The organism is Caballeronia sp. LjRoot31, assembly GCF_964253885.1.
Lineage (GTDB): Bacteria > Pseudomonadota > Gammaproteobacteria > Burkholderiales > Burkholderiaceae > Caballeronia.
Genome location: NZ_CAXURX020000001.1, coordinates 576,985 through 601,194, shown reverse-complemented (window position 1 = coordinate 601,194; position 24,210 = coordinate 576,985). Strand labels below are relative to the sequence as shown.

Below are 24,210 nucleotides of genomic sequence, written 5' to 3'. Positions count from 1 at the left end.
TCCAACCCCGGTTGGGCGCGCCCGCGCGGCCAAAACGCGATTATACCGTTGGGGCAGAAGGTTCCGGCAGTGTGCGTTCCTGCGCCTTGGGCTTGCGTCGCGCATGGGACTTTTATCCCGGCGAAGCACTGCAGTCGCGGGCTCTGCGTCCGTTTGGCTTTGGAGCGTCACTCGTCCAGGTGCTAATGCGCCGGCTTCACCTGATCCGTCACGAAGCCGATCTTGTTCAGCCCCGCGCCCTGCGCCGCCCCCATCACCTGCGCGATCACGTCGTAGCGCGTTTCCTTCGACGCCCGCAAGTGAATCTCCGGCGGCGTTGCGCGTTTACCTTCAGCCGCGAACTGGCTTCGCATCTGCTCGAGCGTGATCGGCTTGTCGTTCCAGTAGAGCTTGCCGGTGGCATCGATGGAAAGCGTGATCGTGTCCGGCGTCTCGTGCGCGGCTTGCGACGCGACCTTCGGCAAATCAAGCCGGATAGCATGCGTGAACAACGGCGCCGTGATGATGAAAATCACCAGCAGCACCAGCATGACGTCGATCAACGGCGTCATGTTGATCTCCGCCATTGGCGCGCCGTTCGATTTCTTGTCCAGTCCGCCGAATGCCATGATGTGCTCGTCCGGATGCGTGGTCTTGAAGGGTCAGGTCTGAATACCGCGACGTCTTAAATCGCGTGGTCTTGAACGACGGGCGCGCTCTTGACGCGGCGCGGCGCCACACCGCTTGTATAGGCGTGCAGGTCGTGTGCGAAACCGTCGAGTTCTTCCGATATCTGCCGCACGAGCCGCCCCAGCACGTTGTACGCGAGCACGGCGGGGATTGCCACGACCAGCCCGAACGCGGTCATGATGAGCGCCTCGCCGACCGGGCCGGCTACGTTCTCGATCATCACCTGTCCGCTCGCCGCAATACTTCCGAGCGCGTGATAAATGCCCCACACGGTGCCCAGCAAGCCGACGAACGGCGCCGTACTCCCCACCGACGCCAGCAAAACCTGCCCGAACTCAAGCCGCCGCTGAGACGCCAGCAACGCATGCCGCAACGCGCGCAACACCCGCTCGCCGGGCTCCACATGCGCGATCAGCGCCCCCGGCATTTCTGCTTCCGTGGCTCGCCACGCAGCAACCGCGAGCGGCAGATACACGCGCTCCCGATCCACTTTTCGCAATTCCGAGATGCCCTCGGCCAGCGTCGGCGCCTGCCAGAAACGCTGCACGGCGCGCGGCCCCTGACGCTTCGCGCGCACCAAAACCCACGCCTTCACGATGAGAAAACACCAGCTCGCCACCGACATGGCCAGAAGCACGCCCGCGACGCCATGTGTGATGCCGTCGCTGCTCTGCAGGTAATGGATGATGCCGGTTGTAGCCATCGGACAAGAACCCCGGGTTTGGGTGGCTCAGAATCAGCTCAGAATCAGGCTCAGCGCAAACCAAGCACGTCTTGCATATCGAAGAAACCGCGCTCGCGGCCCGCAAGAAAGTGGGCGGCGCGCAACGAGCCCTGCGCGTAAGACAGGCGGTTGGACGACTTGTGCGTGATCTCGACCCGCTCGCCAATGCCCGCGAACAACACGGTGTGATCGCCGACAATGTCGCCGCCGCGAATCGCAGCGAAACCGATGGTCGATGGGTCGCGTTCCCCCGTCACCCCTTCGCGGCCGTACACGGCGCAATCCTTCAACTCGCGGCCGAGCGCGTGCGCGATGGTTTCACCCATTGCAAGCGCGGTGCCCGAGGGCGCGTCAACCTTGTGCCGGTGATGCGCCTCGATGATCTCGATGTCGTAACCTTCGGCAAAATGCTTTGCCGCGAATTCGAGCAGCTTGAGCGTCACGTTCACGCCCACGCTCATGTTCGGTGCGAACACGATCCCGATTGTTTCGCCGGCCGCACGCAAGCGGACTTTCTGCTCATCGCTGAAACCGGTGGTACCGATCACCATTTTCACGTTATGCCGCAACGCCGCTTCCAGATGCACGAGCGTGCCTTCGGGACGCGTGAAGTCGATCAGCAGGTCCGCGTTGGCGAAAACCTGCTCAATATTGTCAGTCAGCAAAATGCCCGTCTCTTGCCCGAGGAACGCGCCCGCGTCCTGGCCGAGTTGCGGCGATCCGGTTCTGTCGAGCGCACCGGCCAGCGTGGCGTTGGCGTCCTTGAGAACGGTTTCTATGAGCATGCGGCCCATGCGGCCCAATGCGCCGGCAATGGCGATTTTCATGGCGTGTCTCGCGTGAGTTGGGGCGATGAAGTCAGAAGCATGGCAGCGATACGACAGATACGGCGGCCGCATGGCACACGGCCGCCCGAACAGGACAGGTCTCGACGAAACCAGACAAAGCAGGCGGGCAACGTACGTCGGCCCGCCGTTCTGCTTAGTTGGTAGTCGTTGCCGGCACGGAGGACGCGCCTAAACCGTTGCTCGTGTTCGCCGGGGCAGGCGACGTGCCTTGCGGACCCACAGCAGTGCTGTCCGGGATCGTGATCGTATTCGGACGACGTTGCAGCTGGATCTGCGAGTTGCCTGCCGCGCTGACGTTCGGCGGCAATCCCGGGTTGCCCGGCACGGTCGGCATGGCCGACGAGCGGGTGCGGCCCGTGGGTGCCTGCACGGCGTCGGTCGCGCGATTGGCAGCTTGAGCGGCTTGCTGGTTGGCGTCGCCGGCAAATGCGTTCGACGCATTCGATGCATCCGGCTGGACGCCCGACGCACTCGCCGTTCCCGCGACCGCTGCGCCGCTAGCGGACGTACCCGCTGCAGCAGCTGCGTCCGTTGCGCTGGCGCCGCTGGCTGAAACGGCCGTGGCCGCAGCCGTAGCGGCGGTGAGCTTGCGGCCCTTGTCGCCGTCAATTTCGGCAAGCAATTCGAGATTCGACGGCAACCCCTCGCCGCCCGACCAGCTAGCTACGTGATCGCCCGCGAACAACACGACGAAATCACGCTGCTGCACGACCGACGTGGAACCGCGCTTGAAGTAGAAGACGTAGTCCCAACGATCCGCATGGAACATGTCCGCCAGCAACGGCGTGCCGAGCAGCGTCTTCACCTGGTCGCGCGTCAGGCCGACCTTCATCTGGCTCGCCGCTTCCGCTGAAACGAAGTTCCCCTGCACAACCGTGATCCGGTACGGTGTGATGCGCTGCGCGATGCTTTGCGTAACGCTATCGTAAGCGGAACAACCAGCCAGGACGGTCATAGTGGCGGCAGCGATCAAGGTTCCGCGCATACGACGGCTCTCCCGGCTATTCAATAAAGATTTTAGAAACATTTCACCCTTCATTTCACCCTTCGCCTGACCCATCGCCCGTGGGGGCGCAAGAAGTTTCGGAGTCTTTCGGAGATCGCGCCATTTCGTTCGGATGGTGACCGGAACGGTAAAAACGCATTACTATGAGAACCTTGAATTGTACTCTAGGGATGCCTAGCGATGACCAATCCCGCCGATCTGAAAAATATCGGGCTGAAGGCAACCTTGCCCCGGCTCAAGATCCTTGAGATTTTCCAGCATAGTCCTGTGCGTCACCTGACTGCAGAAGACGTGTATAGAAACCTGTTGCACGAAGAACTCGACATCGGTCTCGCCACCGTGTACCGCGTGCTTACGCAGTTCGAGCAAGCCGGCCTGCTGACGCGCAGTAATTTCGAGTCGGGCAAAGCCGTGTTCGAGCTCAACGAAGGGACCCATCATGACCATCTGGTGTGTCTGGACTGCGGCAGGGTGGAAGAGTTCTTCGACGCTGAAATCGAAAGCCGTCAACAGGATATCGCGAAGGAACGCGGCTTCAAGCTGCACGAACACGCGCTTGCACTGTATGGCACGTGTACGAAGGAGCAGTGTCCACACCGAAAGAACTGATTTCAATTAACCGTTCGTGCGTGTGGTTCAGTGCGCAACGTGTAAAAAAGCCGCCGGTTCTTGCAAACCGGCGGCTTTTTTTTCAGCTTGATTTCACCGCGTTAATTTGCGGCTTTTACTTTGCATTAGCCAGTGCTACGGCCGTGTCCAGCATGCGGTTCGAGAAGCCCCACTCGTTGTCGTACCAGCTTGATACCTTCACCAGACGGCCCGACACCTTCGTGAGCGTCGCGTCGAACGTGGATGAAGCCGGGTTGTGGTTGAAGTCGATCGACACCAGCGGCGCGGTGTTGTAGCCCAGAATGCCCTTCAACGAGCCTTCCGATGCTTCCTTCATGATCGAATTCACTTCGTCCACGGTCGTGTCGCGTGCAGCGATAAACGACAGATCCACGATCGACACATTGATGGTCGGCACGCGAATAGCGTAACCGTCCAGCTTGCCGTTCAGTTCCGGCAACACCAGGCCCACCGCCGACGCAGCACCCGTCTTCGTCGGGATCTGGCTATGCGTGGCCGAGCGCGCGCGACGCAAATCCTCGTGATACACGTCCGTCAGGACCTGGTCGTTTGTGTACGCATGGATAGTCGTCATCAGGCCGTTCACCAGGCCGATCTTGTCGTTGAGCGGCTTGACCAGCGGCGCGAGACAGTTCGTTGTGCACGATGCGTTCGAGATCACCGTATCCGACGCCTTCAGCACGTGATGATTCACGCCATAGACAATGGTTGCGTCGACATCTTTACCGCCCGGCGCCGAGATGATGACCTTTTTCGCGCCAGCCTTGATGTGCGCGCTGGCCTTTTCCTTCGTTGTGAAGAAGCCAGTGCATTCCATCACGACGTCCACGTTCAGCTCGCCCCACGGCAATTCGCCCGGATTGCGGGTGGCCAGTACGCGAATCCGGTCGCCGTTGACCACGAGGTAGTCACCATCCACCGACACAACGCCGGGGAACTTGCCGTGCGCCGTGTCGTACTGCGTCAGGTGCGCGTTCGTGTTGGCGTCGCCGAGGTCATTGATGGCAACAATCTCGATGTCGTGCTTCTTGCCGTTTTCATACAAGGCGCGCAGCGTATTGCGGCCGATCCGGCCGTAGCCGTTGATTGCAACGCGAATCGTCATGATCTATCTCCTGATGGCTGAAAAAAGGTTCCAGTTCGCTGCTGCCGGGTTGGCTGGGTTGGCTGGGTTGGCTTGGTCATAAGCTCTGACCCAGCGCCCTGTCAGCCCGCGAGCGCGGCTTTCGCCGTCTCCACGACATGCTCGACGGTAAAGCCGAAATACTTGAAAAGCTCGCCGGCAGGCGCGGATTCGCCGAACGAATCGATGCCCACCACGCCGCCTTCGAGGCCCACGTACTTACGCCAGAAATCGGTCACACCGGCTTCGATCGCCACGCGCACGACGCCCTTCGGCAGCACACGGTCGCGATATTCCTGGTCTTGCAGATCGAACGCATTCGTACACGGCATGGACACGATGCGCGCGCCAACGCCTTCCTGCGCCAGTTTCTCGCCGGCCTTCAGCGCCAGTTCGACTTCCGAGCCCGTCGCGATCAGGATGATCTTGCGTGCCGGGATGTCGTCGTTCCAGTCCCGCAGCACGTAGCCGCCCTTCGCAATATTCGCAATCTGCACGTCGTTACGCGGCGAGAACAGCAGTTTCTGACGCGTGAAGATCAACGCTGACGGACCCTTGTGCTCAATGGCATGCGTCCATGCGACCGCGGTCTCGACGGTGTCTGCCGGACGCCACACTTGCAAGTGCGGAATCAGCCGCAAGCTCGACGTTTGTTCCACCGACTGGTGCGTCGGACCGTCTTCGCCCAGGCCGATCGAATCGTGCGTGAACACGAAGATGGACGGCGCCTTCATCAGTGCAGCCACGCGCAGCGCGTTGCGGCTGTAGTCCGAGAAGGTCAGGAACGTGCCGCCAAACGGCCGATAACCGCCATGCAGCACGATGCCGTTGATGGCCGCGCTCATACCGAATTCGCGCACGCCGTAGTTGATGTGGTTGCCCCACTGGATCTCGTTCGTGTTCTCACCGGCGCGCACCGGCTTCGATGCCTTCCAGTTGGTCAGGTTAGAACCCGTCAGGTCAGCGGAACCGCCAAGCAGTTCAGGCAGCGCAGCGGCGAGGCCGTCGAGCGTTTGCTGCGAAGCCTTGCGCGTGGCAATGGTTTCGCCCTTCTGATTCGCGGCTTCAATAATGTTCTTCGCGTCCTGCGCCCACGTGGCCGGCAGTTCGTCGTTCATCCGGCGCACGAATTCGGCGGCTTCGGCCGAATGCTTCGCGCGGTACGCATCGAACTGCTTGTTCCATTCCGCTTCCGCGTGCGCGCCCGCTTCCTTCGCGTCCCATGCTGCGTAGACTTCTTGCGGAATCACGAACGGTTCCCAGCTCCAGCCCATTCCTGCGCGTGCATCGGCGATTTCCTTCAGACCGAGCGGCGCGCCGTGCGAATCGTGGCTGCCTTGCTTGGTCGGCGCACCCTTGCCGATAGTGGTACGGCAGCAGATCAGCGTGGGTTTATCCGAGTTCTTCGCTTGCGCAATGGCTGCGTCCACCGCGTCCACGTTGTGGCCGTCTACCGCGCGGATCACGTTCCAGCCGTACGCTTCGAAGCGCTTCGGGGTGTCGTCGTGGAACCAGTGCTCAACGTGACCGTCGATGGAAATACCGTTGTCGTCGTACAGCGCGATCAGCTTGTGCAGCTTGAGCGTGCCCGCGAACGAACAGGCTTCGTGCGAGATGCCTTCCATCATGCAGCCGTCGCCGAGGAACACGTACGTGTGGTGGTCGACGATCTTCGCGTCGTCCTTGTTGAACTCCGCCGCGAGCAGCGCTTCGGCGAGCGCCATGCCGACCGCGTTCGCCAGACCCTGGCCCAGCGGGCCGGTGGTCGTTTCGACGCCCGGCGTGATGCCGTATTCCGGGTGTCCCGGCGTCTTCGAATGCAGTTGGCGGAAGTTCTTGAGTTCGGTGATCGGCAGGTCATAGCCGGTCAGGTGCAGCAACGAGTACAACAGCATGGAACCATGACCGTTCGACAGGACAAAACGATCGCGGTCAGCCCAGTGCGGGTTACTCGGGTTGTGCTTCAGGTGACGCGACCAGAGCGCGACGCCGATTTCCGCCATGCCCATTGGCATGCCCGGATGGCCGGAGTTGGCTTGTTGAACAGCGTCCATTGCCAGCGCACGGATTGCGTTGGCCATCAGGCTGGTCTGGCTGGAATTCGGGGTCGTCATGTCGAGTCCGGTAGGTCCTGAAAAAATCCTGGGATGATTCTCGGCGACGCACCGGAGCAAACGATGAAACCACGTTTTCAACACCCGGAGCGACGAGAAACGAAGAGGATCGGAAGCCGGTTATTCTAGCAGACGACTTTGGCGCACTGCCGCGAGGGCCGTCGCGGCGCCGGAGGAATTAGATTGGAAATTGGCTGCCGCCGCAAACGTAGATCATAACGAACGCTTCGCGCGGGCACGCTCCCTGCACCGGCATAGCGAGCGGACGCGACGTCGCGCAGCAACAGAAATCCGCGCAGCCCTTCTGCCAAAGGGCGTCATGGCACAATGCACTGATCAAGCCGAGCTCGAGGAGAAGCCCTTATGTCCGACCCCCGCCCCGCCGATGTGCCGTGGCTCACGCCTTACCTGACCGTTCGCGATGCCCGTGTCTCCACCGGTTTCTACGAACAGGCGCTAGGTTTTGCGGTGCGTGACAGCGTCAACGACGACGGCGCCGTGATCCACGTCGAGATGACGTATCGCGGACAGTTGATCCTGATGTTCGCCCCCGAAGGCGCCTATGGTTCGCACGCGAAGACGCCGAAAAGCACGGGTCTGATGGCGCCGCAATCGTTCTATCTCTACGTAGACGATGTAGACGCCGCGTTCGCACGTGCAGTCGCGGTTGGCGCGAAGCCGCTGATCGAACCACAAGACCAGTACTGGGGCGACCGTTTTGCGCAGTTCGAAGACCCGGACGGGTATCGCTGGGCAATCGCCCGGCATTTGAATTAGGCTGGGTACGTCGCGTTCACGGTTGTTCGTCGAACCTTGAACGTTGATCAGGTCGCGCTCAAGCTCCATCACTTCCCTGCCCGCGCGCTTCGCAGCGTCCGGGCGAGTCATTTCATGCCACGTTTCTTTGTTGCCAGTCCGCTCGTCGCGGGCGAAATCATGCCCTTGCCGGACGATGTCGTCCGCCATGTTCACGTCCTGCGCCTGCAAACCGACGACACGGTCCACCTGTTCAACGGCTTGGGCGGCGAATATCGCGCGCGCCTGGTTGAGATCGGGAAGCGGACTGCGACCGTGCAACTCGATGAATTCACCGATCGCGAAGCGGAGCCGCCGTATCGCGTCACGCTGGTGCAAGGTGTGGCGGGCGGCGACAAGATGGATTGGCTGATCGAGAAGGCGGTCGAACTAGGCGCCACGTCCGTCGTTCCGCTCACTGCCGAGCGCGGCGTGGTGCGGTTATCGGGCGAACGCGCGGCGCGTCGCCAAGGACATTGGCAGGCGTTGGTGCGAGCCGCGTGCGAGCAATGCGGAAGAAATCGGGTCCCGGACGTAGCAGTGCCTCAGGACCTGGATAAATGGCTCGGCAATCTGCCGCCCGCCGAAGACGGCGAGTTGCGGTTGCTGCTGTCGCCACGAGCGCAGCTTGGGTTCGCCTCTTTGCCCGCGAGCGCGCCCACGGCGCCCGTAACTATCGCGATCGGGCCGGAAGCCGGATTTTCGCCGCCAGAGGAAGCGACCATTCTCGATGCCGGTTTTGTCACCCTTGGTCTCGGACCTCGCATCTTGCGCACCGAGACAGCGGGTATTGCAGTCCTCGCGGCACTGGCCGCGCGCTGGGGCGGGTGGTGAATTAACCGCGGCATCGCTGCGATCCATCTCGAAATAAAACGCAAAAAAGCCAGTCAGCGCCTGTGTTCAACAGACGATGACCGGCTTTCTAACTTCTCTGCGCCGAGAAAACTCAACGCCTTGCGCATGGAACTTGTTCAGAACTCGGGCGCTTGCCGCTTGCGCTCAGGCGAACGGCTCAGGCGAACGAGTAAAACACCCTGAACGCCACACGCCGTTCGGCCCAGAATTCCGCTGCTTCGCGAAACACGTCGAGCAAGGTCTCGCGCCCTTCCTTGTCAAATTTCTGCGCAACAGGCAGTGCTTCCAGCACGATCACGAAACCCGGCTGCGAACCGGCTTTGTGCACGAGGTCGGTGAGACTGTCGTACAGCGCGTCGTAATTCTTCCCGAAGTGCTTCGGAAACAAAAACGACGTGGCGATGGTTTCGAGCACTTCCTGCTTGCTCTGGGCCTGGCCGCAATACGCGTAGAGAAAATGCTGGCCGAGCTTGCTCGCTTCGTCGGCGAGATCCTGGACCCTGAAAGCGCGGATCGACTGCACGATATTTGATCGTACCGTCTTGAAAAGACTCATAGACCCCTCGTTCAATGATGACAGCGCCGTGCTCTGTTCGTCGTCGGGTCGATTTTCGTCTGTCGTGCGGAGTCGCAAAACTCGCTGAAACATGTTGCCATCGCCGGCGAAAAGATCACCCGCGACACCGTTGTCGTGCGCGTAGATGTTGTCGCTCATGCCGTTCATCCCGAAGTTAATCCCGCAATGCGTTTAAAACTCACGTAATGGTCGTCGGTATAGAAGCAGTTGTCGACCTGCCGGCGGGGCCCGCCACATACGATCCGCCGTGCGCCGCGATCGCGGGCGCGCGGCGTGGGAACGGTGTATTCGTGGTAAAAGCCGCGTGGGTGCGGCGGCAGCATACGCTCGCGGTTGCCGAACACGATGCCGTCTTTCTCATACGGGAAAGGCCCGCCAGCCTCGATCCGCCGCAGCGTCACAACAGCCTGTTTCGGCAATTGTGCGGCGTCGACGGTAGTCTGCGACGGTTCCGAACCCGTTGATGCGGCATCGCGCCAGCTCTTTGCGCGCGGATCGCTTTTCAGCTTGTCCTTGTCTTGCAACACGTGCGGCGGTTCCGCCTGCGACGCTCCTGCCAAGGTGCTCGCGGCCGGGCTTGGGGAATCCGGCCCGCCTTTCCCGCAGCCGCTCAACACCCACGAAAGCGCCACAATGAACCCACAAAACCATGCGCGCTTCACGAAACCTGTCCCCGCTTTGAACCCAGAAATATGACGACCATTAAAGACGTAAGGGTATCGCTAATGACACCGGGAATCAATGTTGGTTCGGAAGATGCCCGTTTTTCAGGCGCTTTTTGCCTCTTATCTGACCGTTACATGCGGCTCGCCGACGCTTTTTCATGAATGACAAAAAAATAGGCCTCGATCATATTTAGGATCAGTCTGAGATATTTTTATCTCATTTAGGTTGAAAATGACTTCATGCATGGTTTGGGGAGCGGAGCCAGCGTCGCCTCTCTCGCGAAGCTCCTACGGTGTAAAAGCCGGCATCATTGCTGTTTGGAGGAGAAAGCAAATCCCCTTGCATGCCTCGTGGCGTGCCGGATCATCCGGCACGCTTTTTTTTGTTCCGGCGCCCGACGTGACCATCAGGAATCCGATCATTAAGCCGACGAAACGCTGCAACTATGCGGTCCAATCGTCGCGGAAATGAAAAAGAGGGATTGCGACCACTTGCCGCAATCCCTCTTTGCAATCCGTCTTTCTATTTCTGCAACCCCTCTTCCCGGAGTTCTACTCGAACCCGCCAGCCCTGCGCGGATTCCTGTCCGGCGAGCTTTAATCTCGCTTCGAACCCTTACCGCGCCGCAGCCGTTGCGTCCGCCACCAGCAACGCCGTCATATTGACGATCCGGCGCACCGTAGCCGACGCCGTCAGCACATGCACGGGCTGAGCCGCGCCCAGCAGCATTGGCCCAATGGCGATGTTATTGCCCGCTGCCGTCTTCAGCAGGTTGTACGAAATATTCGCGGCATCAATATTCGGCAGTACGAGCAAATTCGCGTCGCCTACCAGCGTTGATTCCGGCAGGACTTCGCGGCGCAGGTTGGCATCCAGCGCTACGTCGCCGTGCATTTCGCCGTCCACGTCCAGATCCGGCGCACGCTCGCGCAACAATGCCAGCGTGTCGCGCATCTTGATGGCCGTCGGCGCGTTGCTGGTACCGAAGTTCGAATGCGAAAGCAGAGCGATCTTCGGCACAATGCCAAAGCGTCGCACTTCTTCCGCCGCCATGATCGTGATCTCGCAGAGCTGCTCGGGGGTCGGGTCCACGTTCACGTGCGTGTCGACAATGAAGATCTGCCGGCCCGGCAGCACCAGCGCATTCATTGCCGCATAGACGCTGCAGCCTTCCTTCTTGCCGATCACCTGATCGACGAAATGCAGATGGCGGTGCGTCGTGCTGATCGTGCCGCAGATCATGCCGTCCGCTTCGCCCTTCTTGACCAGCATCGCACCAATCAGCGTGGTGCGGCGGCGCATCTCCAGCTTCGCCATCTGCGCGCTGATGCCCTTCCTGGCCATCATGGTGTGATATGTCTGCCAGAAGTCGCGATACCGCTCGTCGTGATCGGTATCCACAACCGTGAAGTCCACGCCAGCGGTCAAACGCAAACCGTACTTCGTGATGCGCTGAGCGATCACGGCCGGTCGTCCGATCAGGATCGGCTTCGCAATCTTCTCGTCCACCGCGATCTGGACCGCGCGCAGCACGCGCTCCTCTTCACCCTCCGCGAACACAATGCGCTTTTTGTCCGGATCCACGCTGCGTGCGAGCTGGAACACCGGCTTCATGGTCGTGCCGCTGTGATAGACGAACTGCTGCAGATGCTGTTCGTACGCGTCCATGTCTTCAATAGGACGCGTGGCCACGCCTGAATCCATAGCGGCCTTGGCCACCGCCGGCGCGATCTTCACGATCAGGCGCGGGTCGAACGGTTTCGGAATCAGGTACTCGGGACCAAACGACAGGTCCTGAATGCCATAAGCCGTTGCCACGATATCGCTTTGTTCCTGCCGCGCCAGTTCCGCGATCGCATTCACCGCGGCAATTTCCATTTCGCGCGTGATCGTGCTCGCGCCTGCGTCGAGTGCGCCGCGGAAAATGAACGGGAAACACAGGACGTTATTGACCTGGTTCGGATAGTCGGTACGGCCGGTGGCAAGCACCGCGTCCGGACGCACTTCCAGTGCGAGTTCCGGCAGAATTTCCGGCGTCGGGTTGGCGAGCGCGAGAATCAGCGGCTTTTGCGCCATGCCCTTGACCATCTCCTGCTTCAACACGCCGCCAGCGGACAGCCCGAGGAACACGTCGGCGCCTTCCATCACGTCGGCCAGCGTACGCGCCGAGGTTTCGCGCGCAAAACGGTCCTTGTCCGGGTCCATCAACTCCACGCGGCCCTTGTAGACCACGCCGGCAAGATCGGTCACGAAGATGTTTTCGAGCTTCAGGCCAAGTTCAACCAGCAGGTCCAGACAGGCCAGCGCTGCGGCGCCCGCGCCCGAGGTAACCAGCTTCACTTCTTCAATCTTCTTGCCGACCACGACCAGGCCGTTGGTAATAGCAGCCGCGACAACGATAGCCGTGCCGTGCTGGTCGTCGTGGAACACCGGGATCTTCATGCGCTTGCGGCATTCCCGCTCCACGATGAAGCAATCCGGCGCCTTGATGTCTTCCAGGTTGATGCCGCCGAACGTGGGTTCGAGCGCGCAGATCACTTCAACGAGCTTCAGCGGGTCCATCTCGTTCAGCTCGATGTCGAACACGTCGATACCGGCGAACTTCTTGAACAGCACGGCCTTGCCTTCCATGACCGGCTTCGACGCGAGCGGCCCGATATTGCCGAGCCCGAGGACCGCCGTGCCGTTCGTCACGACGCCGACCAGGTTGCTGCGCGCGGTGAAACGCGCGGCGTTCAGCGGATTGGCGACGATTTCCTCGCACGCGAACGCCACGCCCGGTGAATACGCCAGCGCTAGATCACGCTGGTTGATCATCTGCTTGGTGGGAGCAATCGCGATTTTGCCGGGGGTGGGAAACTCGTGGTAATCGAGTGCGGCTTCGCGGAGCTTGGCTTTGGCGCTATCGGCAGGAGAGGTCATGAGGCGTCTGGCTTTAGGCGAGATTAGAATAGAAGTTCGAACGCATTGTAGCGCCAATCAACCGACCCTCCGGATGGCAATACCGGCAATTCGCGGCACATAGCCCATTTGGACAAGGCCTGGAAAAGCAGCATCAGCCGTACGCCGGCAGCGGGTTCACGCCGCAAAATTCCCTTATTGAGATGAAACGCGCGTCAACAGGCACGCATCGTCGCCAACTCTCTCCCACCACGTCGCCGGATTGCTGATGCTCTCAGAGTTTTCCCTGATCGAACGATATTTCTCCCAGCCCGCCGCCGCGTTCCCGGCAACGGACGACGCGCCGAAGGCGACGCTCGGCATAGGTGACGACTGCGCGTTGCTTGCCCCGAAGCACGGACAGCACCTGGCAATTTCCACGGACATGCTCGTGTCGGGCCGCCATTTTTTCCCCGATGTGTCCCCGTGGGCGCTGGGTTACAAGGCGCTGGCGGTGAATCTGTCGGACCTCGCCGCCATGGGCGCGAAGCCGCGCGCGTTCACCCTAGCGTTGTCGATGCCGAAAGCCGATGAAAGCTGGCTCGAAGCGTTCAGCAGCGGCCTTTTCCAACTAGCCAACCAGTACGGCTGCGAGCTGATCGGCGGCGATACAACCAGTGGCCCGCACGTGTGCATCAGCATTACCGTGTTCGGCGATGTCCCTGTTGCGCAGGCACTGCGGCGCGATGCCGCACGACCAGGCGACGACATCTGGGTATCCGGCGTGCTGGGCGGCGCGCGTGCCGGGCTCGGTATCCGCCGCGGCGAATGGTCGATGAAAGATCCTGCCGGCGAAGCCATCGCAATCAAGGCGCTCGAACTGCCGGAACCGCGCGTGGCGCTCGGCATCGCGTTGCGGGGTGTCGCGCACGCCGCGCTCGATATCTCCGACGGTCTCGCCGGCGACTTGCTCCACGTATTGAAGCGCTCGAACGTGCGCGCGACGGTGAATATCGATCAGATACCGCGCTCCGGCACGCTCGCTGGCCTGCCCGCGGCCACGCAGGTGCATTGCATCCTGGCGGGCGGCGACGACTACGAACTCTGCTTTACCGCGCCGGCCGCCGTGAGGACCGAAATCGAACGGATAGGGACGGCGCAGGGAGTTTTGTTGACGCGTATCGGTACAATCGAGGGTCCGGCCGCGGAAGGACGAGCGGCGTCCAACACGTCCGGCACAGCGCCGAAGGACTTGCCGGCCATCGACTGGCGCGACAACACCGGTCCGGTTTCTTTCCCCGACACGGGCTTCGACCATTTTCATGCAGACTGATCCGATCATCGACACAATTGACGAGACACCCCGCCCGAAGCCGTCGCGCCGCACGAGCGCGCGCTTCATGCTGTCGCATCCGCTGCATATCCTGTCACTGGGCTTCGGCAGCGGCTTGTCACCAATCGCGCCCGGCACCGTCGGCACCTTGTTCGCGTGGGCGTCGTTCGTGGTGTTCAACCCGCACCTGACGGTTGCCGAATGGGCCTTGCTGATCGCCGTGGGGTTCGTGGCCGGCTGCTGGTTCTGCGGTTTCACGGCGAAGAAAATGGGCATTTCCGATCCGTCGCCGGTGGTCTGGGACGAGATCATCGCGTTCTGGCTGGTGTTGCTGTTCGTCACGCCGGCCACGTTCACGGGGCAGTTGTGGGCGTTCATCGTGTTCCGTTTCTTCGACATGGTGAAACCGCCGCCCATCAGTTATTTCGACCGCCGGTTGAAAGGCGGTTTCGGCATCATGTTCGACGATATTGCCGCTGCGTTCTTCACGCTGCTCGTAATTGCGCTATGGCGCATGACCATTTGATTTCTGTCTTGCCCGCATCTCACGTTTCCGACCGCCCCCACCCGAGGCTTTGCCATGGCTACCGATAACGTCGTCCACCAGCTCGCCATTCGTGCCGGCAACAAACTGCGCGACGAGCGGCTGATGCTCGCGACCGCCGAGTCGTGCACCGGCGGGATGGTTGCCGCCGCCATGACCGATATTTCCGGCAGCAGCGCGTGGTTCGAGCGCGGTTTCGTCACCTATTCGAACCTGGCGAAGACCGAGATGATCGGCGTGCCGCCTGACCTGATCGAGCGCCACGGCGCGGTCAGCGAACCGGTCGCCAAAGCCATGGCGGAGGGTGCGCTGAGGAACAGCCGGGCGCAGGTATCGCTATCGATAACCGGCGTGGCCGGACCGGGCGGCGGCACGGAAACGAAGCCCGTCGGCATGGTGTCTTTTGCATGGAGCAACCGCTTGCACACGGCGGTGGAGACGCAGCAATTCAAGGGCGATCGCGAGCAGATTCGCACCCAGGCGGCGGCGTACGCGCTGCGCGGCTTGCTGGAACTATTGGAACGAAGGGAACGGTGAGAAGACGGTGATCGAGCGGATGGCGGCAAGACAGGCGGAGACACGAAGGGCCATGCACGGGCGGGTTTGCTGATGCCGGCGTTTGTGTACAACACGGCGCAAATCGTCAAATGGCTCGGCGCGCATACCGTTGCCAAGGCACGCGGGTATGTGGACGACGTGACGCGTCTGCACTGGGACGAAGACGTGCTGCGCGCCAACGTTCAAGGGATGCAACGCCAGCCTTATACCGTGGAGGTGACGTTTAACGATCAGCACGGCAAACTTTCCGCGCAAGGCCATTGTTCGTGCCCGGTCGGATTCGGCTGCAAGCATGCCGCCGCCGTATTGCTCGCGAGCGCCGCGGACAGACCGCGCGAGTCCGAAACCGTGCGCCCCGAAGTAGCAGGCTGGCTTGAAGGATTCCGCTCGCGGTTCGCCTCCACTCGCAGTGCCTCCGCAAAAAAGCCCGGCGAGTCGAGCGGCGCGCTCGCGCTCGTTTATATGCTGGGAACGTCGCGCATCATGCGCACCGCCGAAGTCACGCTGTATAAAGTGCGGCTCAGTCCGGACGGTTCGGTCCACACGTTCGACCGGCCCTGGACGAATCTGGACGCGGCGCTTGTCAAGCAGCCGAAGTTCGTCGGCGATGAAGACATGAGCATCGTGCGGGGGCTCCTCATTGGACGTACCCGCAACGATTTCGGCGGCTTCGGGCTCCACGGCGAAGAAGGCTCGGACTTGCTGCAGCGCATGCTGGCGACAGGACGGTTATTCAGCGCCAGGCTGGCCAGCCACGAGACCTCGGGGCCGCGCCGGCCGCTGCGTGAAGGTGAGCAACGGCCGGGACGAATCGAGTGGACGCCCGATCTGGACGATCGCGTGCGTCCCGTGCTGCAAACCGAGCCGCCCGCCACGTTGGTCATTCCCACCGAACCGCTGTGGTTCGCCGACGCGCAGACGCTTGAAGCGGGCATCGTCGATATGCCGCAACCCGCGCGGCAACTGGCCGATTATTTGTCGATGCCGCCCATCTCGCTTGCCGAAGCGCCGTTGGTCAGCGCAATGTTGCGTGAGGTCGACTCCGATCTGCCTCCGCCGCCGGAGCCGGAAACGCTGAACGTGCGTATTGTCGATACGGAACCGGTGCCGGTGCTTGTGCTCGATACGCGGCCCGTCAACAGCAGTTGGCGTCCCCGCGACGAGCGCACCGCTGCGAACGTGCTCGACTTTGCCCTCGTGACTTTCGATTACGACGGTTTCAGCATCGACCCCACGCGCGCCACCACGGTCATGCGCGCCGCGTCCGGCGAGATGGTCCAGGTGAGACGCCGCCACGACGTTGAAGCGCGTTATCTGGCGTCGCTCTACGATCTTGGCTTCCGCCAGATTCCCTCGCATCAACGTTTTGGACCCAAGCCCATTCCCAGTGGCGTGCTCGGCTTGCCCGTGCCCGACGCATGGGCCGTGTTCACCAACGACGCGCTCCCCGCGTTGCGCGAGGACGGCTGGCGCGTGAGCATGACGCCGGAATTTCGCTTCGACTTTATTGAGATCGATGACATCCAGGGCACCGCGCGCCAGGGAACCGATGGCTGGTTCGACCTGGAACTCGGCATTGCCGTGGGGGATCGGAGCGTTCGGCTCGAACCGCTGCTGGCTGACCTGTTCCAGCGCGACCGGCGCTGGCTCGCGGGCGCTATCGATTCAATCCACGACGACGAAGGCATCGAGCTCAAGACCGATCTTGGCGAGCGGCTGCGGGTGCGGGCGTCGCGGATCAAGCCGGTGGTACGCGTACTGATCGATCTCTTCGATACCCTCGGCACGCATCCGCTGCGCGTCTCCGAACAGGATGCCGGGCGGCTGGAAGCGCTCAGCGACACGGGCCGCTGGGAGTTTCACGGCGATGTGTCCATACGCGAGCTTGCTCAGCGTTTGCAGGAAGGGCCGGGGCTGCGGGAAGTGCCCGTGCCGCTTGGCTTGCATGCCGAGCTTCGGGGGTATCAGCGCGAAGGGCTCAACTGGATGCAGTATTTGCGCGAACGCAATCTGTCGGGTGTTCTCGCCGATGACATGGGTCTCGGCAAAACCGTGCAGACGCTGGCGCACATTCTGGTCGAGAAGGAGTCAGGACGGCTGGACCGGCCGGTGCTGGTGGTGTTGCCGACCACGCTGGTTCACAACTGGCGTGAGGAAGCGAAAAAGTTCGCGCCAGATTTGAGGGTGCTGGATCTGCACGGCCCGCAGCGCAAGGAACGTTTCGATCAGATTGATGAGCACGATCTTGTATTGACCACGTATCCCTTGCTGTGGCGCGATCAGGCGATGTTGTCGTTGCACGAGTACCACCTGCTGATCCTTGATGAAGCGCAGATAGTGAAGAACGTCGCGACCAAGGCCGCGAAGGGTATTCGCGATTTGCGCGCGCGACATCGGCTATGTTTGACTGGCACGCCGTTGGAAAACCACCTGGGTGAGTTGTGGGCGCAATTCGATTTCTTGCTGCCCGGTTTCCTTGGGACGCAGAAAGATTTCACGAAGCGTTGGCGCACACCGATCGAGAAATACGACGATCCGGTGCGGCGTGATTTGCTAGTGCGCCGGATTCGGCCGTTCATGCTGCGTCGAAGGAAGGATGAGGTCGCGAAGGAGTTGCCGCAGAAGACGACCATTGTGCGGACCGTGGCGCTCGAGGGTGCGCAACGTGATCTGTACGAGACCGTGCGGATCGCGATGCAGGAAAAAGTGCGGATGGCGGTGGCGGATCAGGGCTTGGCGCGCAGCCATATTGTCGTGCTTGAGGCGTTGCTCAAGTTGCGGCAGGTTTGCTGTGATCCGGCGTTGGTGAAGCTGGCGCGGGCGAAGCGTGTGGAGGAATCGGCGAAGCTCGATTTGTTACTCGATATGCTGCCGGAGTTGCTTGAAGAAGGGCGTCGGGTGCTGTTGTTTTCGCAGTTCACCGGGATGCTGGCGATTATTGCTGCCGCGCTCGATAAAGGCGGGCTTCCTTATGTCATGTTGACGGGAGATACGACTGATCGGATTACGCCGGTGACGCGTTTTCAGGATGGTGAGGTACCGTTGTTTCTGATCAGTTTGAAGGCGGGTGGCGTGGGATTGAATCTGACGGCTGCGGACACGGTGATTCATTACGATCCTTGGTGGAATCCGGCGGCGGAGAATCAGGCGACGGATCGGGCGCATCGGATTGGGCAATTGAAGCCGGTGTTTGTGTACAAGCTGATTGTGGCGGGGAGTATTGAAGAACGGATTGTGGCGATGCAGGGCCGCAAAGCCGCTCTCGCCGATAGTATTTTGCGTGAGGACGCGGCTGGGGCGGTGAAGTTTTCTGCCGAGGATATTGAGGCGTTGCTGGCGCCAATGCCAGTGGGTTGAGTTGGCACTCGGGGTTGGGGGGGGTTGGTGGGGGTGTTAGGTTCCGGGGTTAGCGGTTTTGGGTCTATGCCGGGGTGCTAGGTTCTAGGGTTAGCGGTCGGAGTCTATGCCGGGTTGATGCTTTCAGCGTTAGTGGTCTGCGTGAGTCGGATTTTCTCTTTATCACTATTAGCCACTGTGCGTGGCGGCACGTCATTTCCTTGTCCAAAGCGACAAAGAAACGAAGCAAAGAAAACGCTTTCAAACCACGCTACCCTAAGTGTCCACAGCGTGCAGTTTTGATTCATAGGTGCCCCAAAAGCACGGTGCTCGCCAGAGCCACGGATGTGTGAACCCCTCCTTCTCGCGAATCCTGACACGAACACGCTTCGCCCCGTACGCTCTCGGGCAAGCACCAGCGTTCAAGAATCAGCGCAGCCTCACGCGTTCTGGATGCCGCGCTCTTCGCGTGTCAGCTACGTGGTCTGACGGTTATGTCCATAGGTCACGGCACCACGCGTGTTGTTGCTCCGGTTTTGGTGAGTTACCCGCGCGGTCCGCACAGTTATTTTCGTCGGTTACGGCCGCGCGCATCTTCGCGACCTCGTTTCCAGCAGGGTTGGCGACGTGGTTCGAGGCGCGTACACATTTGGAGGGAGGTTGTTCGCGGATAGCGCGGGGTGTCCCTTGGGCAGGTTCAATCACCGGTGGCGAAGCGGTGGGTATCCGTGTTCGGAGAAGGAGGGGTTCACACATCCAAAGACGCGTGAGGCCGGGGTGGTTCCTTGGCAATGGTGCTTGCCCGAGAGCGTACGGGGCGAAGCGTGTTCGTGTCAGGATTCGCGAGAAGGAGGGGTTCACACATCCGTCGCTCTGGCGAGCACCGTGCTTTTGGGGCACCTATGAATCAAAACTGCACGCTGTGGACACTTAGGGTAGCGTGGTTGAAAGCGCTTTCTTTGCTTCGTTTCTTTGTCGCTTTGGACAAAGAAATGACGTGCCGCCACGCACAGTGGCTAATAGTGATAAAGAGAATATCCGACTCTCGCAGACCACTAACACTGAAAGCAGCAACCCGGCATAGACCCCGACCGCTAACCCCGGAACCTAGCAACCCGCCCCCAAATCCCAACCGAGTGCGAACGAAAACCTACACCACGACAGTCTGAGCTTCCCCGGCAAGCGATTCCCGCACTACACCGATCGACCAAACCTGCTCACCCGCAGCCGACAAAAGCCCCGTAGCGGCTTCAGCGTCCGCAGCATCGACCACAACGACCATTCCGATTCCGCAGTTAAACACCCGATGCATCTCGGCATCAGCCACACCGCCATGCTTCTGCAGCCACGAAAACAACGGCGGCAACGGCCACGCCCGATGATCCAACTCAACCGTCAAGCCCTCGCGCAGAACCCGCGGAATATTCTCAACCAGCCCACCGCCGGTGATATGCGCCATACCCTTCACAGCCATCTGCGACATCAACGACAACAACGGCTTCACGTAAATATGCGTCGGCGCCATCAACGCATCAGCAAGCGAACGGCCATCGAAATCAGCATTCAGATCAGGCTGCGCACGCTCAATAATCTTGCGCACCAACGAATACCCATTTGAATGGATCCCAGAAGAAGAAAGACCCAACACGACGTCGCCAGGCTGAATGGTCGAGCCATCGATAATCTTGCTCTTCTCAACCGCACCCACCGCAAACCCGGCCAGATCGTACTCACCATCCGGATACATGCCCGGCATTTCAGCGGTCTCACCACCAATCAACGCACACCCGGCCAATTCGCAACCTTGCGCAATCCCTTGCACCACGGTCGCCGCCGTATCCACGTCCAGCTTGCCGCAAGCGAAATAATCGAGGAAAAACAATGGCTCAGCACCCTGCACCAGGATGTCGTTGACGCTCATGGCAACCAGATCCTGGCCAACCGTGTCATGCTTGTTCAGTTGAAAGGCCAGCCGCAGCTTCGTACCCACGCCGTCCGTGCCGGATACCAGCACCGGCTCTTTGTATCGTTTAGGTACTTCAAACAGCGCGCCGAATCCGCCAATTCCCCCCAACACGCCGTCGCGCATGGTTTTCTTGGCAAAGGGCTTGATCCGGTCGACAAGCGCGTCGCCGGCATCGATGTCCACGCCCGCGTCGCGATAGGACAAACCTTGGGCGTCTGAGGCGGATTTCGGTTGATTCATGGGGGATCGGCGAGAAGGTCGGTAAAATGAGATTTTAACCGATGCCAGCCGCCCAGCCGGATTTCTCGCAGTTCGCGGCCCTGACTCCGAAAGACCGCACCAAACCCTTTTCGAGACTCGCGCCCATCCGGCTGGAAACTCGACCCTGCGCTCAACGCCTTTCGCCACGGCATAAACCGGGCATCGGTATGCTGAGCGCGCCGCTTTTCAAGATACGCCCTGACGGAACCGATTGCCCGTGCAACGCCAACTGACGCTCGATCTCGGCACGCCGCCGCTCGCCACCTTCGATAATTTTTTCGCCGCCGGCAACCACGAACTGGTGACCCGCCTGCGCGAACTCGACGGTGCGCTCGCAGCCGGCCCCGTGGCCGACCGGACCTTCTACGTCTGGGGCGAAGCCGGCAGCGGCCGCAGCCATCTGCTGCAGGCGCTGGTGCACGAAGCGAACGGGCGGGCGCGCTTTCTGAGTCCGCAAGCGCCGCTGGCCGCGTTCACGTTCGATCCCAAGGCGAGCATTTACGCCATCGACGACTGCGAGCAGCTTTCCGGTGCCCAGCAAATCGCGCTATTCAACCTGTTCAACGAGGTGCGCGCGCATCCGGCCAGCGCGCTGGTGGCAACGGGCAATGTGGCGCCGCTGGGGTTATCGGTGAGAGAAGATTTGCGCACGCGCCTCGGCTGGGGACTCGTATTCCAGCTCACGCCCCTCTCAGACGAAAGCAAAGCCAGCGCGCTGAAACACGCGGCGCGCGAGCGCGGCATTGCGCTCGCCGACGACGTCCCCGCCTATCTGCTCACGCATTTTCGCCGCGACATGCCAAGCCTCATGACCTTGCTCGATGAACTCGACCGCTTTTCGCTGGAACAAAAGCGCGCCGTGACTCTGCCCTTATTACGCACGATGCTCGCCGCAAAAGAAGACAACGCGCCCCGTCCGCAGACCGAGCTTTTTTAGGCCCGATTTCAAGCCCATCACCGCGCCGCGAGCAGCCAGCGAACGCTTCCACCCGCTTCAAGTAAAATGCGCTCCCATGAACCTAGCCCTTTTTGATCTCGATCACACTCTCATCCCGACGGACAGCGACCACGAATGGGGCCGCTTCATGGCGAAGCTCGGCATTGTCGATGCTGAGAAGTTCGCGAAGCAAAACGACGCGTTCTACGAAGACTACAAAGCCGGCACGCTCGATATCCACGCGTACCTGACCGCCCAGCTTTCTCCGCTCGCCCAGCACCCGCGCGCGCAACTGGACGACTGGCACGCGCAATTCATGCGCGAAATCATCACGCCGGCCATCGCTCCGGCGGCACTCGAGCTCGTGCGCCGCCACCAGGAAGCGGGCGATCTCTGCTGCCTCGTCACCGCCACGAACGCGTTCATCACGGCGCCGATCGGCCGGGCGTTCGGGATTGAAGCGTTGATCGCGTGCGAGGTCGAAACGGTCGACAATATCCCCAACGGCGAGCTGACCGGCCGCGCAACGGGCACGCCGAGCTATCGCGAGGGCAAGATCGTGCGCACCGAAGCGTGGCTCGCGTCCATGGGAAAAAGCCTGAACGACTTCGAACACAGCTACTTCTACAGCGACTCGCACAACGACATTCCTCTACTCGAGAAAGTCACCGACCCGATCGCGACCAATCCCGACGACACCTTGCGCGCGCATGCGCAAGCCCGCGGCTGGCGCATCCTGGAAATCTTCTCCCCACGTGATTAAAAAACTCATCCGCAAGCTGTTCGGCCAGGAAAGCGCCAAAGAAGAGACCCCGGCAACCGCCCCGCTCTCCGACGATGTAAAACCCGCCCGCAAAAGCACGCGCAAAAAGGCCGCGCCGGCCGTGGCAAAGCGCGATCCGAACGTACCCGTGATCCTGTCGGCGGACGTGCACGGCATCGACCCGGCCCTGATCTCGAAGAACGCGATTCGCGTGACCGAAGGTCTGCAACAAGGCGGGCATCGCGCGTTTATCGTGGGTGGCGCCGTGCGCGACCTGCTGCTGAACGTCGCGCCGAAAGATTTCGACGTTGCAACAGACGCTACGCCGGACCAGGTGCAGAAGCTGTTCCGGCGCGCGCGCATCATTGGCCGGCGGTTCCAGATCGTGCACGTGCAGTTCGGCCAGGACATCATCGAGACATCGACGTTCCGCGCGCTCGTCGATACCCCCGCCGACGCACCACCCTCACCGCCTCCGCCGCGCCTGAGACGTGGTGAAATGGACACGCGCACGCATGCGGTCGATGCCAGCGGCCGCGTGCTGCGCGATAACGTGTGGGGCGAGCAGCACGAAGACGCCACGCGCCGCGACTTCACGATCAACGCCATGTATTACGATCCGGCCACGCAAACCGTGCTGGATTATCACGACGGCATGGCCGACATCCGCGCGCGTTTGCTGCGCATGATCGGCGACCCGGCCACGCGGTATCGCGAAGACCCGGTGCGCATGCTGCGTGTCGTGCGTTTTGCCGCGAAGCTCGGCTTCGAGATCGAGCCTGCCACGCGCGCGCCGATCGCGGAGCTGGCCGACCTGATCAGCAACGTTCCGGCCGCCCGCCTCTTCGATGAAATGCTCAAGCTGCTGCTCTCAGGCCACGCGCTCGCGTGCCTGACGCGGCTGCGCGCGGAAGGTTTGCATCACGGCGTATTGCCGCTGCTCGACGTGATTTTCGAATCGCCGCACGGCGAGAAATTCATCACGCTCGCGTTGACCAATACCGACGAACGCGTGCGCGCCGGCAAAGGTGTATCGCCGGGTTTCCTGTTCGCCACGCTGCTCTGGAACGACATGCAGACGCGCTGGGAGCAGTTCACGGCGGCCGGTGAATTCCCCGTGCCCGCACTGCATCGCGCAATGGACGACGTGCTCGACATGCAGACTGAAAAACTCGCTATCCATAAGCGGTTTTCATCGGATATGCGCGAGATATGGGGCCTGCAACTTCGGCTCGAAAAACGCTCGGGCAGAAGCGCGATGAAGCTGCTGGAACACCAAAGGTTTAGGGCAGGTTATGATTTCCTCCTGCTGCGATGCGAATCCGGCGAACTGGATGCATCGGTTGGTCAGTGGTGGACGGATTTCATTGCTGGGGACGCTGCCGCGCGCGAGTCACTGCTTTCGCACGGCGGGAAGGACCGGGTACCCACGAAACGACGGCGGCGTAGCAGCAACGCCAAAAGCCGCAGGCCGGGTGACGGAATGGAGGGCGGCGCGAGCACCGTAGAAGGGTCAGCTCGCGACAATCGCGAAGAGCGTGACGTGCGTGATGTACGGTATGGCGACGAAAGCGGTGGCCAGCGCGACGATTGACACGGACCGTGCGCGTGTTTTGATCATGTCG

Annotated in this window: 20 protein-coding genes; 10 read left to right on the top strand and 10 right to left on the bottom strand. The window is 61.2% G+C overall.

Annotated features, from left to right (window positions below):
- Positions 1-182 precede the first annotated feature (182 nt).
- From ACSQ8V_RS02600 to ACSQ8V_RS02585, 4 genes are all read right to left on the bottom strand, one after another.
- Positions 183-608, bottom strand: coding sequence for an ExbD/TolR family protein (locus tag ACSQ8V_RS02600; protein ID WP_436204800.1), 426 nt, complete (start codon positions 606-608; stop codon positions 183-185).
- A gap of 56 nt (positions 609-664) precedes the next feature.
- Positions 665-1,372, bottom strand: a complete 708-nt coding sequence (locus tag ACSQ8V_RS02595; protein WP_436204799.1) for a MotA/TolQ/ExbB proton channel family protein — start codon at positions 1,370-1,372, stop codon at positions 665-667.
- A gap of 50 nt (positions 1,373-1,422) precedes the next feature.
- A complete protein-coding gene (dapB, locus tag ACSQ8V_RS02590) occupies positions 1,423-2,220 on the bottom strand; it encodes a 4-hydroxy-tetrahydrodipicolinate reductase (protein ID WP_436204798.1) in 798 nt (265 codons plus the stop codon).
- Between the two features lie 154 nt (positions 2,221-2,374).
- The gene (locus ACSQ8V_RS02585) at positions 2,375-3,226 is read right to left on the bottom strand and encodes an outer membrane protein assembly factor BamE (protein WP_213768525.1); all 852 of its coding nucleotides are present in this window, start codon (positions 3,224-3,226) and stop codon (positions 2,375-2,377) included.
- A gap of 201 nt (positions 3,227-3,427) precedes the next feature.
- Here ACSQ8V_RS02585 and fur point away from each other — a divergent pair, with 201 nt between their 5' ends.
- Entirely contained in the window at positions 3,428-3,856 is a 429-nt protein-coding gene (gene fur / locus ACSQ8V_RS02580; protein ID WP_213768526.1) for a ferric iron uptake transcriptional regulator, read from the top strand.
- 115 nt (positions 3,857-3,971) lie between these two features.
- Here the strand turns inward: fur and gap are convergent, their stop codons facing one another.
- On the bottom strand, positions 3,972-4,982 hold the full coding sequence (gene gap / locus ACSQ8V_RS02575; protein ID WP_213768527.1) for a type I glyceraldehyde-3-phosphate dehydrogenase: 1,011 nt from the start codon (positions 4,980-4,982) through the stop codon (positions 3,972-3,974).
- A gap of 101 nt (positions 4,983-5,083) precedes the next feature.
- Entirely contained in the window at positions 5,084-7,114 is a 2,031-nt protein-coding gene (gene tkt / locus ACSQ8V_RS02570) for a transketolase (protein WP_436204797.1), read from the bottom strand.
- Positions 7,115-7,477: 363 nt separating this feature from the next.
- Between tkt and ACSQ8V_RS02565 the strand changes: the two genes are divergently transcribed.
- Positions 7,478-7,891: a VOC family protein gene (locus tag ACSQ8V_RS02565; RefSeq protein WP_062089626.1), complete on the top strand. Its 414-nt coding sequence runs from the start codon at positions 7,478-7,480 to the stop codon at positions 7,889-7,891.
- A 114-nt stretch (positions 7,892-8,005) separates the two neighbouring features.
- On the top strand, positions 8,006-8,743 hold the full coding sequence (locus ACSQ8V_RS02560; RefSeq protein WP_436204796.1) for a 16S rRNA (uracil(1498)-N(3))-methyltransferase: 738 nt from the start codon (positions 8,006-8,008) through the stop codon (positions 8,741-8,743).
- Positions 8,744-8,921: 178 nt separating this feature from the next.
- On the opposite strand, the gene ACSQ8V_RS02555 is transcribed toward ACSQ8V_RS02560, so the two are convergent.
- The 3 genes from ACSQ8V_RS02555 to ACSQ8V_RS02545 all read right to left on the bottom strand — a co-directional run bounded on the left by ACSQ8V_RS02555 (position 8,922) and on the right by ACSQ8V_RS02545 (position 12,929).
- Positions 8,922-9,479, bottom strand: coding sequence for a barstar family protein (locus tag ACSQ8V_RS02555; protein WP_213768530.1), 558 nt, complete (start codon positions 9,477-9,479; stop codon positions 8,922-8,924).
- Positions 9,480-9,484: 5 nt separating this feature from the next.
- A complete protein-coding gene (locus ACSQ8V_RS02550) occupies positions 9,485-10,003 on the bottom strand; it encodes a ribonuclease (protein ID WP_436204795.1) in 519 nt (172 codons plus the stop codon).
- A 619-nt stretch (positions 10,004-10,622) separates the two neighbouring features.
- Positions 10,623-12,929, bottom strand: a complete 2,307-nt coding sequence (locus ACSQ8V_RS02545) for an NADP-dependent malic enzyme (protein WP_213768531.1) — start codon at positions 12,927-12,929, stop codon at positions 10,623-10,625.
- A 247-nt stretch (positions 12,930-13,176) separates the two neighbouring features.
- On the opposite strand from ACSQ8V_RS02545, the gene thiL reads away from it, so the two are divergent.
- The 4 genes from thiL to ACSQ8V_RS02525 all read left to right on the top strand — a co-directional run bounded on the left by thiL (position 13,177) and on the right by ACSQ8V_RS02525 (position 18,679).
- A complete protein-coding gene (gene thiL / locus ACSQ8V_RS02540) occupies positions 13,177-14,220 on the top strand; it encodes a thiamine-phosphate kinase (protein WP_436204794.1) in 1,044 nt (347 codons plus the stop codon).
- Positions 14,210-14,746: a phosphatidylglycerophosphatase A family protein gene (locus tag ACSQ8V_RS02535; RefSeq protein WP_255631769.1), complete on the top strand. Its 537-nt coding sequence runs from the start codon at positions 14,210-14,212 to the stop codon at positions 14,744-14,746. Before thiL ends, ACSQ8V_RS02535 begins: the two co-directional genes overlap by 11 nt.
- A 54-nt stretch (positions 14,747-14,800) precedes the next feature.
- Complete coding sequence (locus ACSQ8V_RS02530; protein ID WP_436204793.1) at positions 14,801-15,301, top strand: CinA family protein; 501 nt, start codon at positions 14,801-14,803, stop codon at positions 15,299-15,301.
- A 72-nt stretch (positions 15,302-15,373) separates the two neighbouring features.
- The gene (locus ACSQ8V_RS02525; RefSeq protein WP_436204792.1) at positions 15,374-18,679 is read left to right on the top strand and encodes an SNF2-related protein; all 3,306 of its coding nucleotides are present in this window, start codon (positions 15,374-15,376) and stop codon (positions 18,677-18,679) included.
- Positions 18,680-19,808: 1,129 nt separating this feature from the next.
- Here ACSQ8V_RS02525 and purM read toward each other — a convergent pair.
- Complete coding sequence (gene purM, locus ACSQ8V_RS02520; RefSeq protein ID WP_213765902.1) at positions 19,809-20,864, bottom strand: phosphoribosylformylglycinamidine cyclo-ligase; 1,056 nt, start codon at positions 20,862-20,864, stop codon at positions 19,809-19,811.
- Positions 20,865-21,096: 232 nt separating this feature from the next.
- Between purM and hda the strand changes: the two genes are divergently transcribed.
- The 3 genes from hda (at position 21,097) to pcnB (ending at position 24,179) form a co-directional block, all read left to right on the top strand.
- A complete protein-coding gene (hda, locus tag ACSQ8V_RS02515; protein ID WP_436204791.1) occupies positions 21,097-21,822 on the top strand; it encodes a DnaA regulatory inactivator Hda in 726 nt (241 codons plus the stop codon).
- A gap of 76 nt (positions 21,823-21,898) precedes the next feature.
- Positions 21,899-22,585 carry an HAD family hydrolase gene (locus ACSQ8V_RS02510; RefSeq protein ID WP_436204790.1) on the top strand — a complete coding sequence of 229 codons (687 nt, stop codon included), beginning with the start codon at positions 21,899-21,901 and terminating at the stop codon, positions 22,583-22,585.
- A complete protein-coding gene (pcnB, locus tag ACSQ8V_RS02505) occupies positions 22,578-24,179 on the top strand; it encodes a polynucleotide adenylyltransferase PcnB (RefSeq protein WP_213765899.1) in 1,602 nt (533 codons plus the stop codon). The genes ACSQ8V_RS02510 and pcnB overlap by 8 nt, the downstream gene beginning before the upstream one ends.
- Positions 24,180-24,210: the final 31 nt, after the last annotated feature.

Bases quoted from the DNA above. Each gene is read 5' to 3' on its own strand.
- ACSQ8V_RS02560 (WP_436204796.1), top strand. From the start codon at position 8,006: ATGCCACGTTTCTTTGTTGCCAGTCCGCTCGTCGCGGGCGAAATCATG.
- dapB (WP_436204798.1), bottom strand. From the start codon at position 2,220: ATGAAAATCGCCATTGCCGGCGCATTGGGCCGCATGGGCCGCATGCTC.
- ACSQ8V_RS02525 (WP_436204792.1), top strand. From the start codon at position 15,374: ATGCCGGCGTTTGTGTACAACACGGCGCAAATCGTCAAATGGCTCGGC.
- ACSQ8V_RS02585 (WP_213768525.1), bottom strand. From the start codon at position 3,226: ATGCGCGGAACCTTGATCGCTGCCGCCACTATGACCGTCCTGGCTGGT.
- ACSQ8V_RS02595 (WP_436204799.1), bottom strand. From the start codon at position 1,372: ATGGCTACAACCGGCATCATCCATTACCTGCAGAGCAGCGACGGCATC.
- ACSQ8V_RS02600 (WP_436204800.1), bottom strand. From the start codon at position 608: ATGGCATTCGGCGGACTGGACAAGAAATCGAACGGCGCGCCAATGGCG.
- ACSQ8V_RS02545 (WP_213768531.1), bottom strand. From the start codon at position 12,929: ATGACCTCTCCTGCCGATAGCGCCAAAGCCAAGCTCCGCGAAGCCGCA.
- fur (WP_213768526.1), top strand. From the start codon at position 3,428: ATGACCAATCCCGCCGATCTGAAAAATATCGGGCTGAAGGCAACCTTG.
- tkt (WP_436204797.1), bottom strand. From the start codon at position 7,114: ATGACGACCCCGAATTCCAGCCAGACCAGCCTGATGGCCAACGCAATC.
- purM (WP_213765902.1), bottom strand. From the start codon at position 20,864: ATGAATCAACCGAAATCCGCCTCAGACGCCCAAGGTTTGTCCTATCGC.
- thiL (WP_436204794.1), top strand. From the start codon at position 13,177: ATGCTCTCAGAGTTTTCCCTGATCGAACGATATTTCTCCCAGCCCGCC.
- ACSQ8V_RS02530 (WP_436204793.1), top strand. From the start codon at position 14,801: ATGGCTACCGATAACGTCGTCCACCAGCTCGCCATTCGTGCCGGCAAC.
- gap (WP_213768527.1), bottom strand. From the start codon at position 4,982: ATGACGATTCGCGTTGCAATCAACGGCTACGGCCGGATCGGCCGCAAT.
- ACSQ8V_RS02555 (WP_213768530.1), bottom strand. From the start codon at position 9,479: ATGAGCGACAACATCTACGCGCACGACAACGGTGTCGCGGGTGATCTT.
- ACSQ8V_RS02510 (WP_436204790.1), top strand. From the start codon at position 21,899: ATGAACCTAGCCCTTTTTGATCTCGATCACACTCTCATCCCGACGGAC.
- ACSQ8V_RS02535 (WP_255631769.1), top strand. From the start codon at position 14,210: ATGCAGACTGATCCGATCATCGACACAATTGACGAGACACCCCGCCCG.
- ACSQ8V_RS02565 (WP_062089626.1), top strand. From the start codon at position 7,478: ATGTCCGACCCCCGCCCCGCCGATGTGCCGTGGCTCACGCCTTACCTG.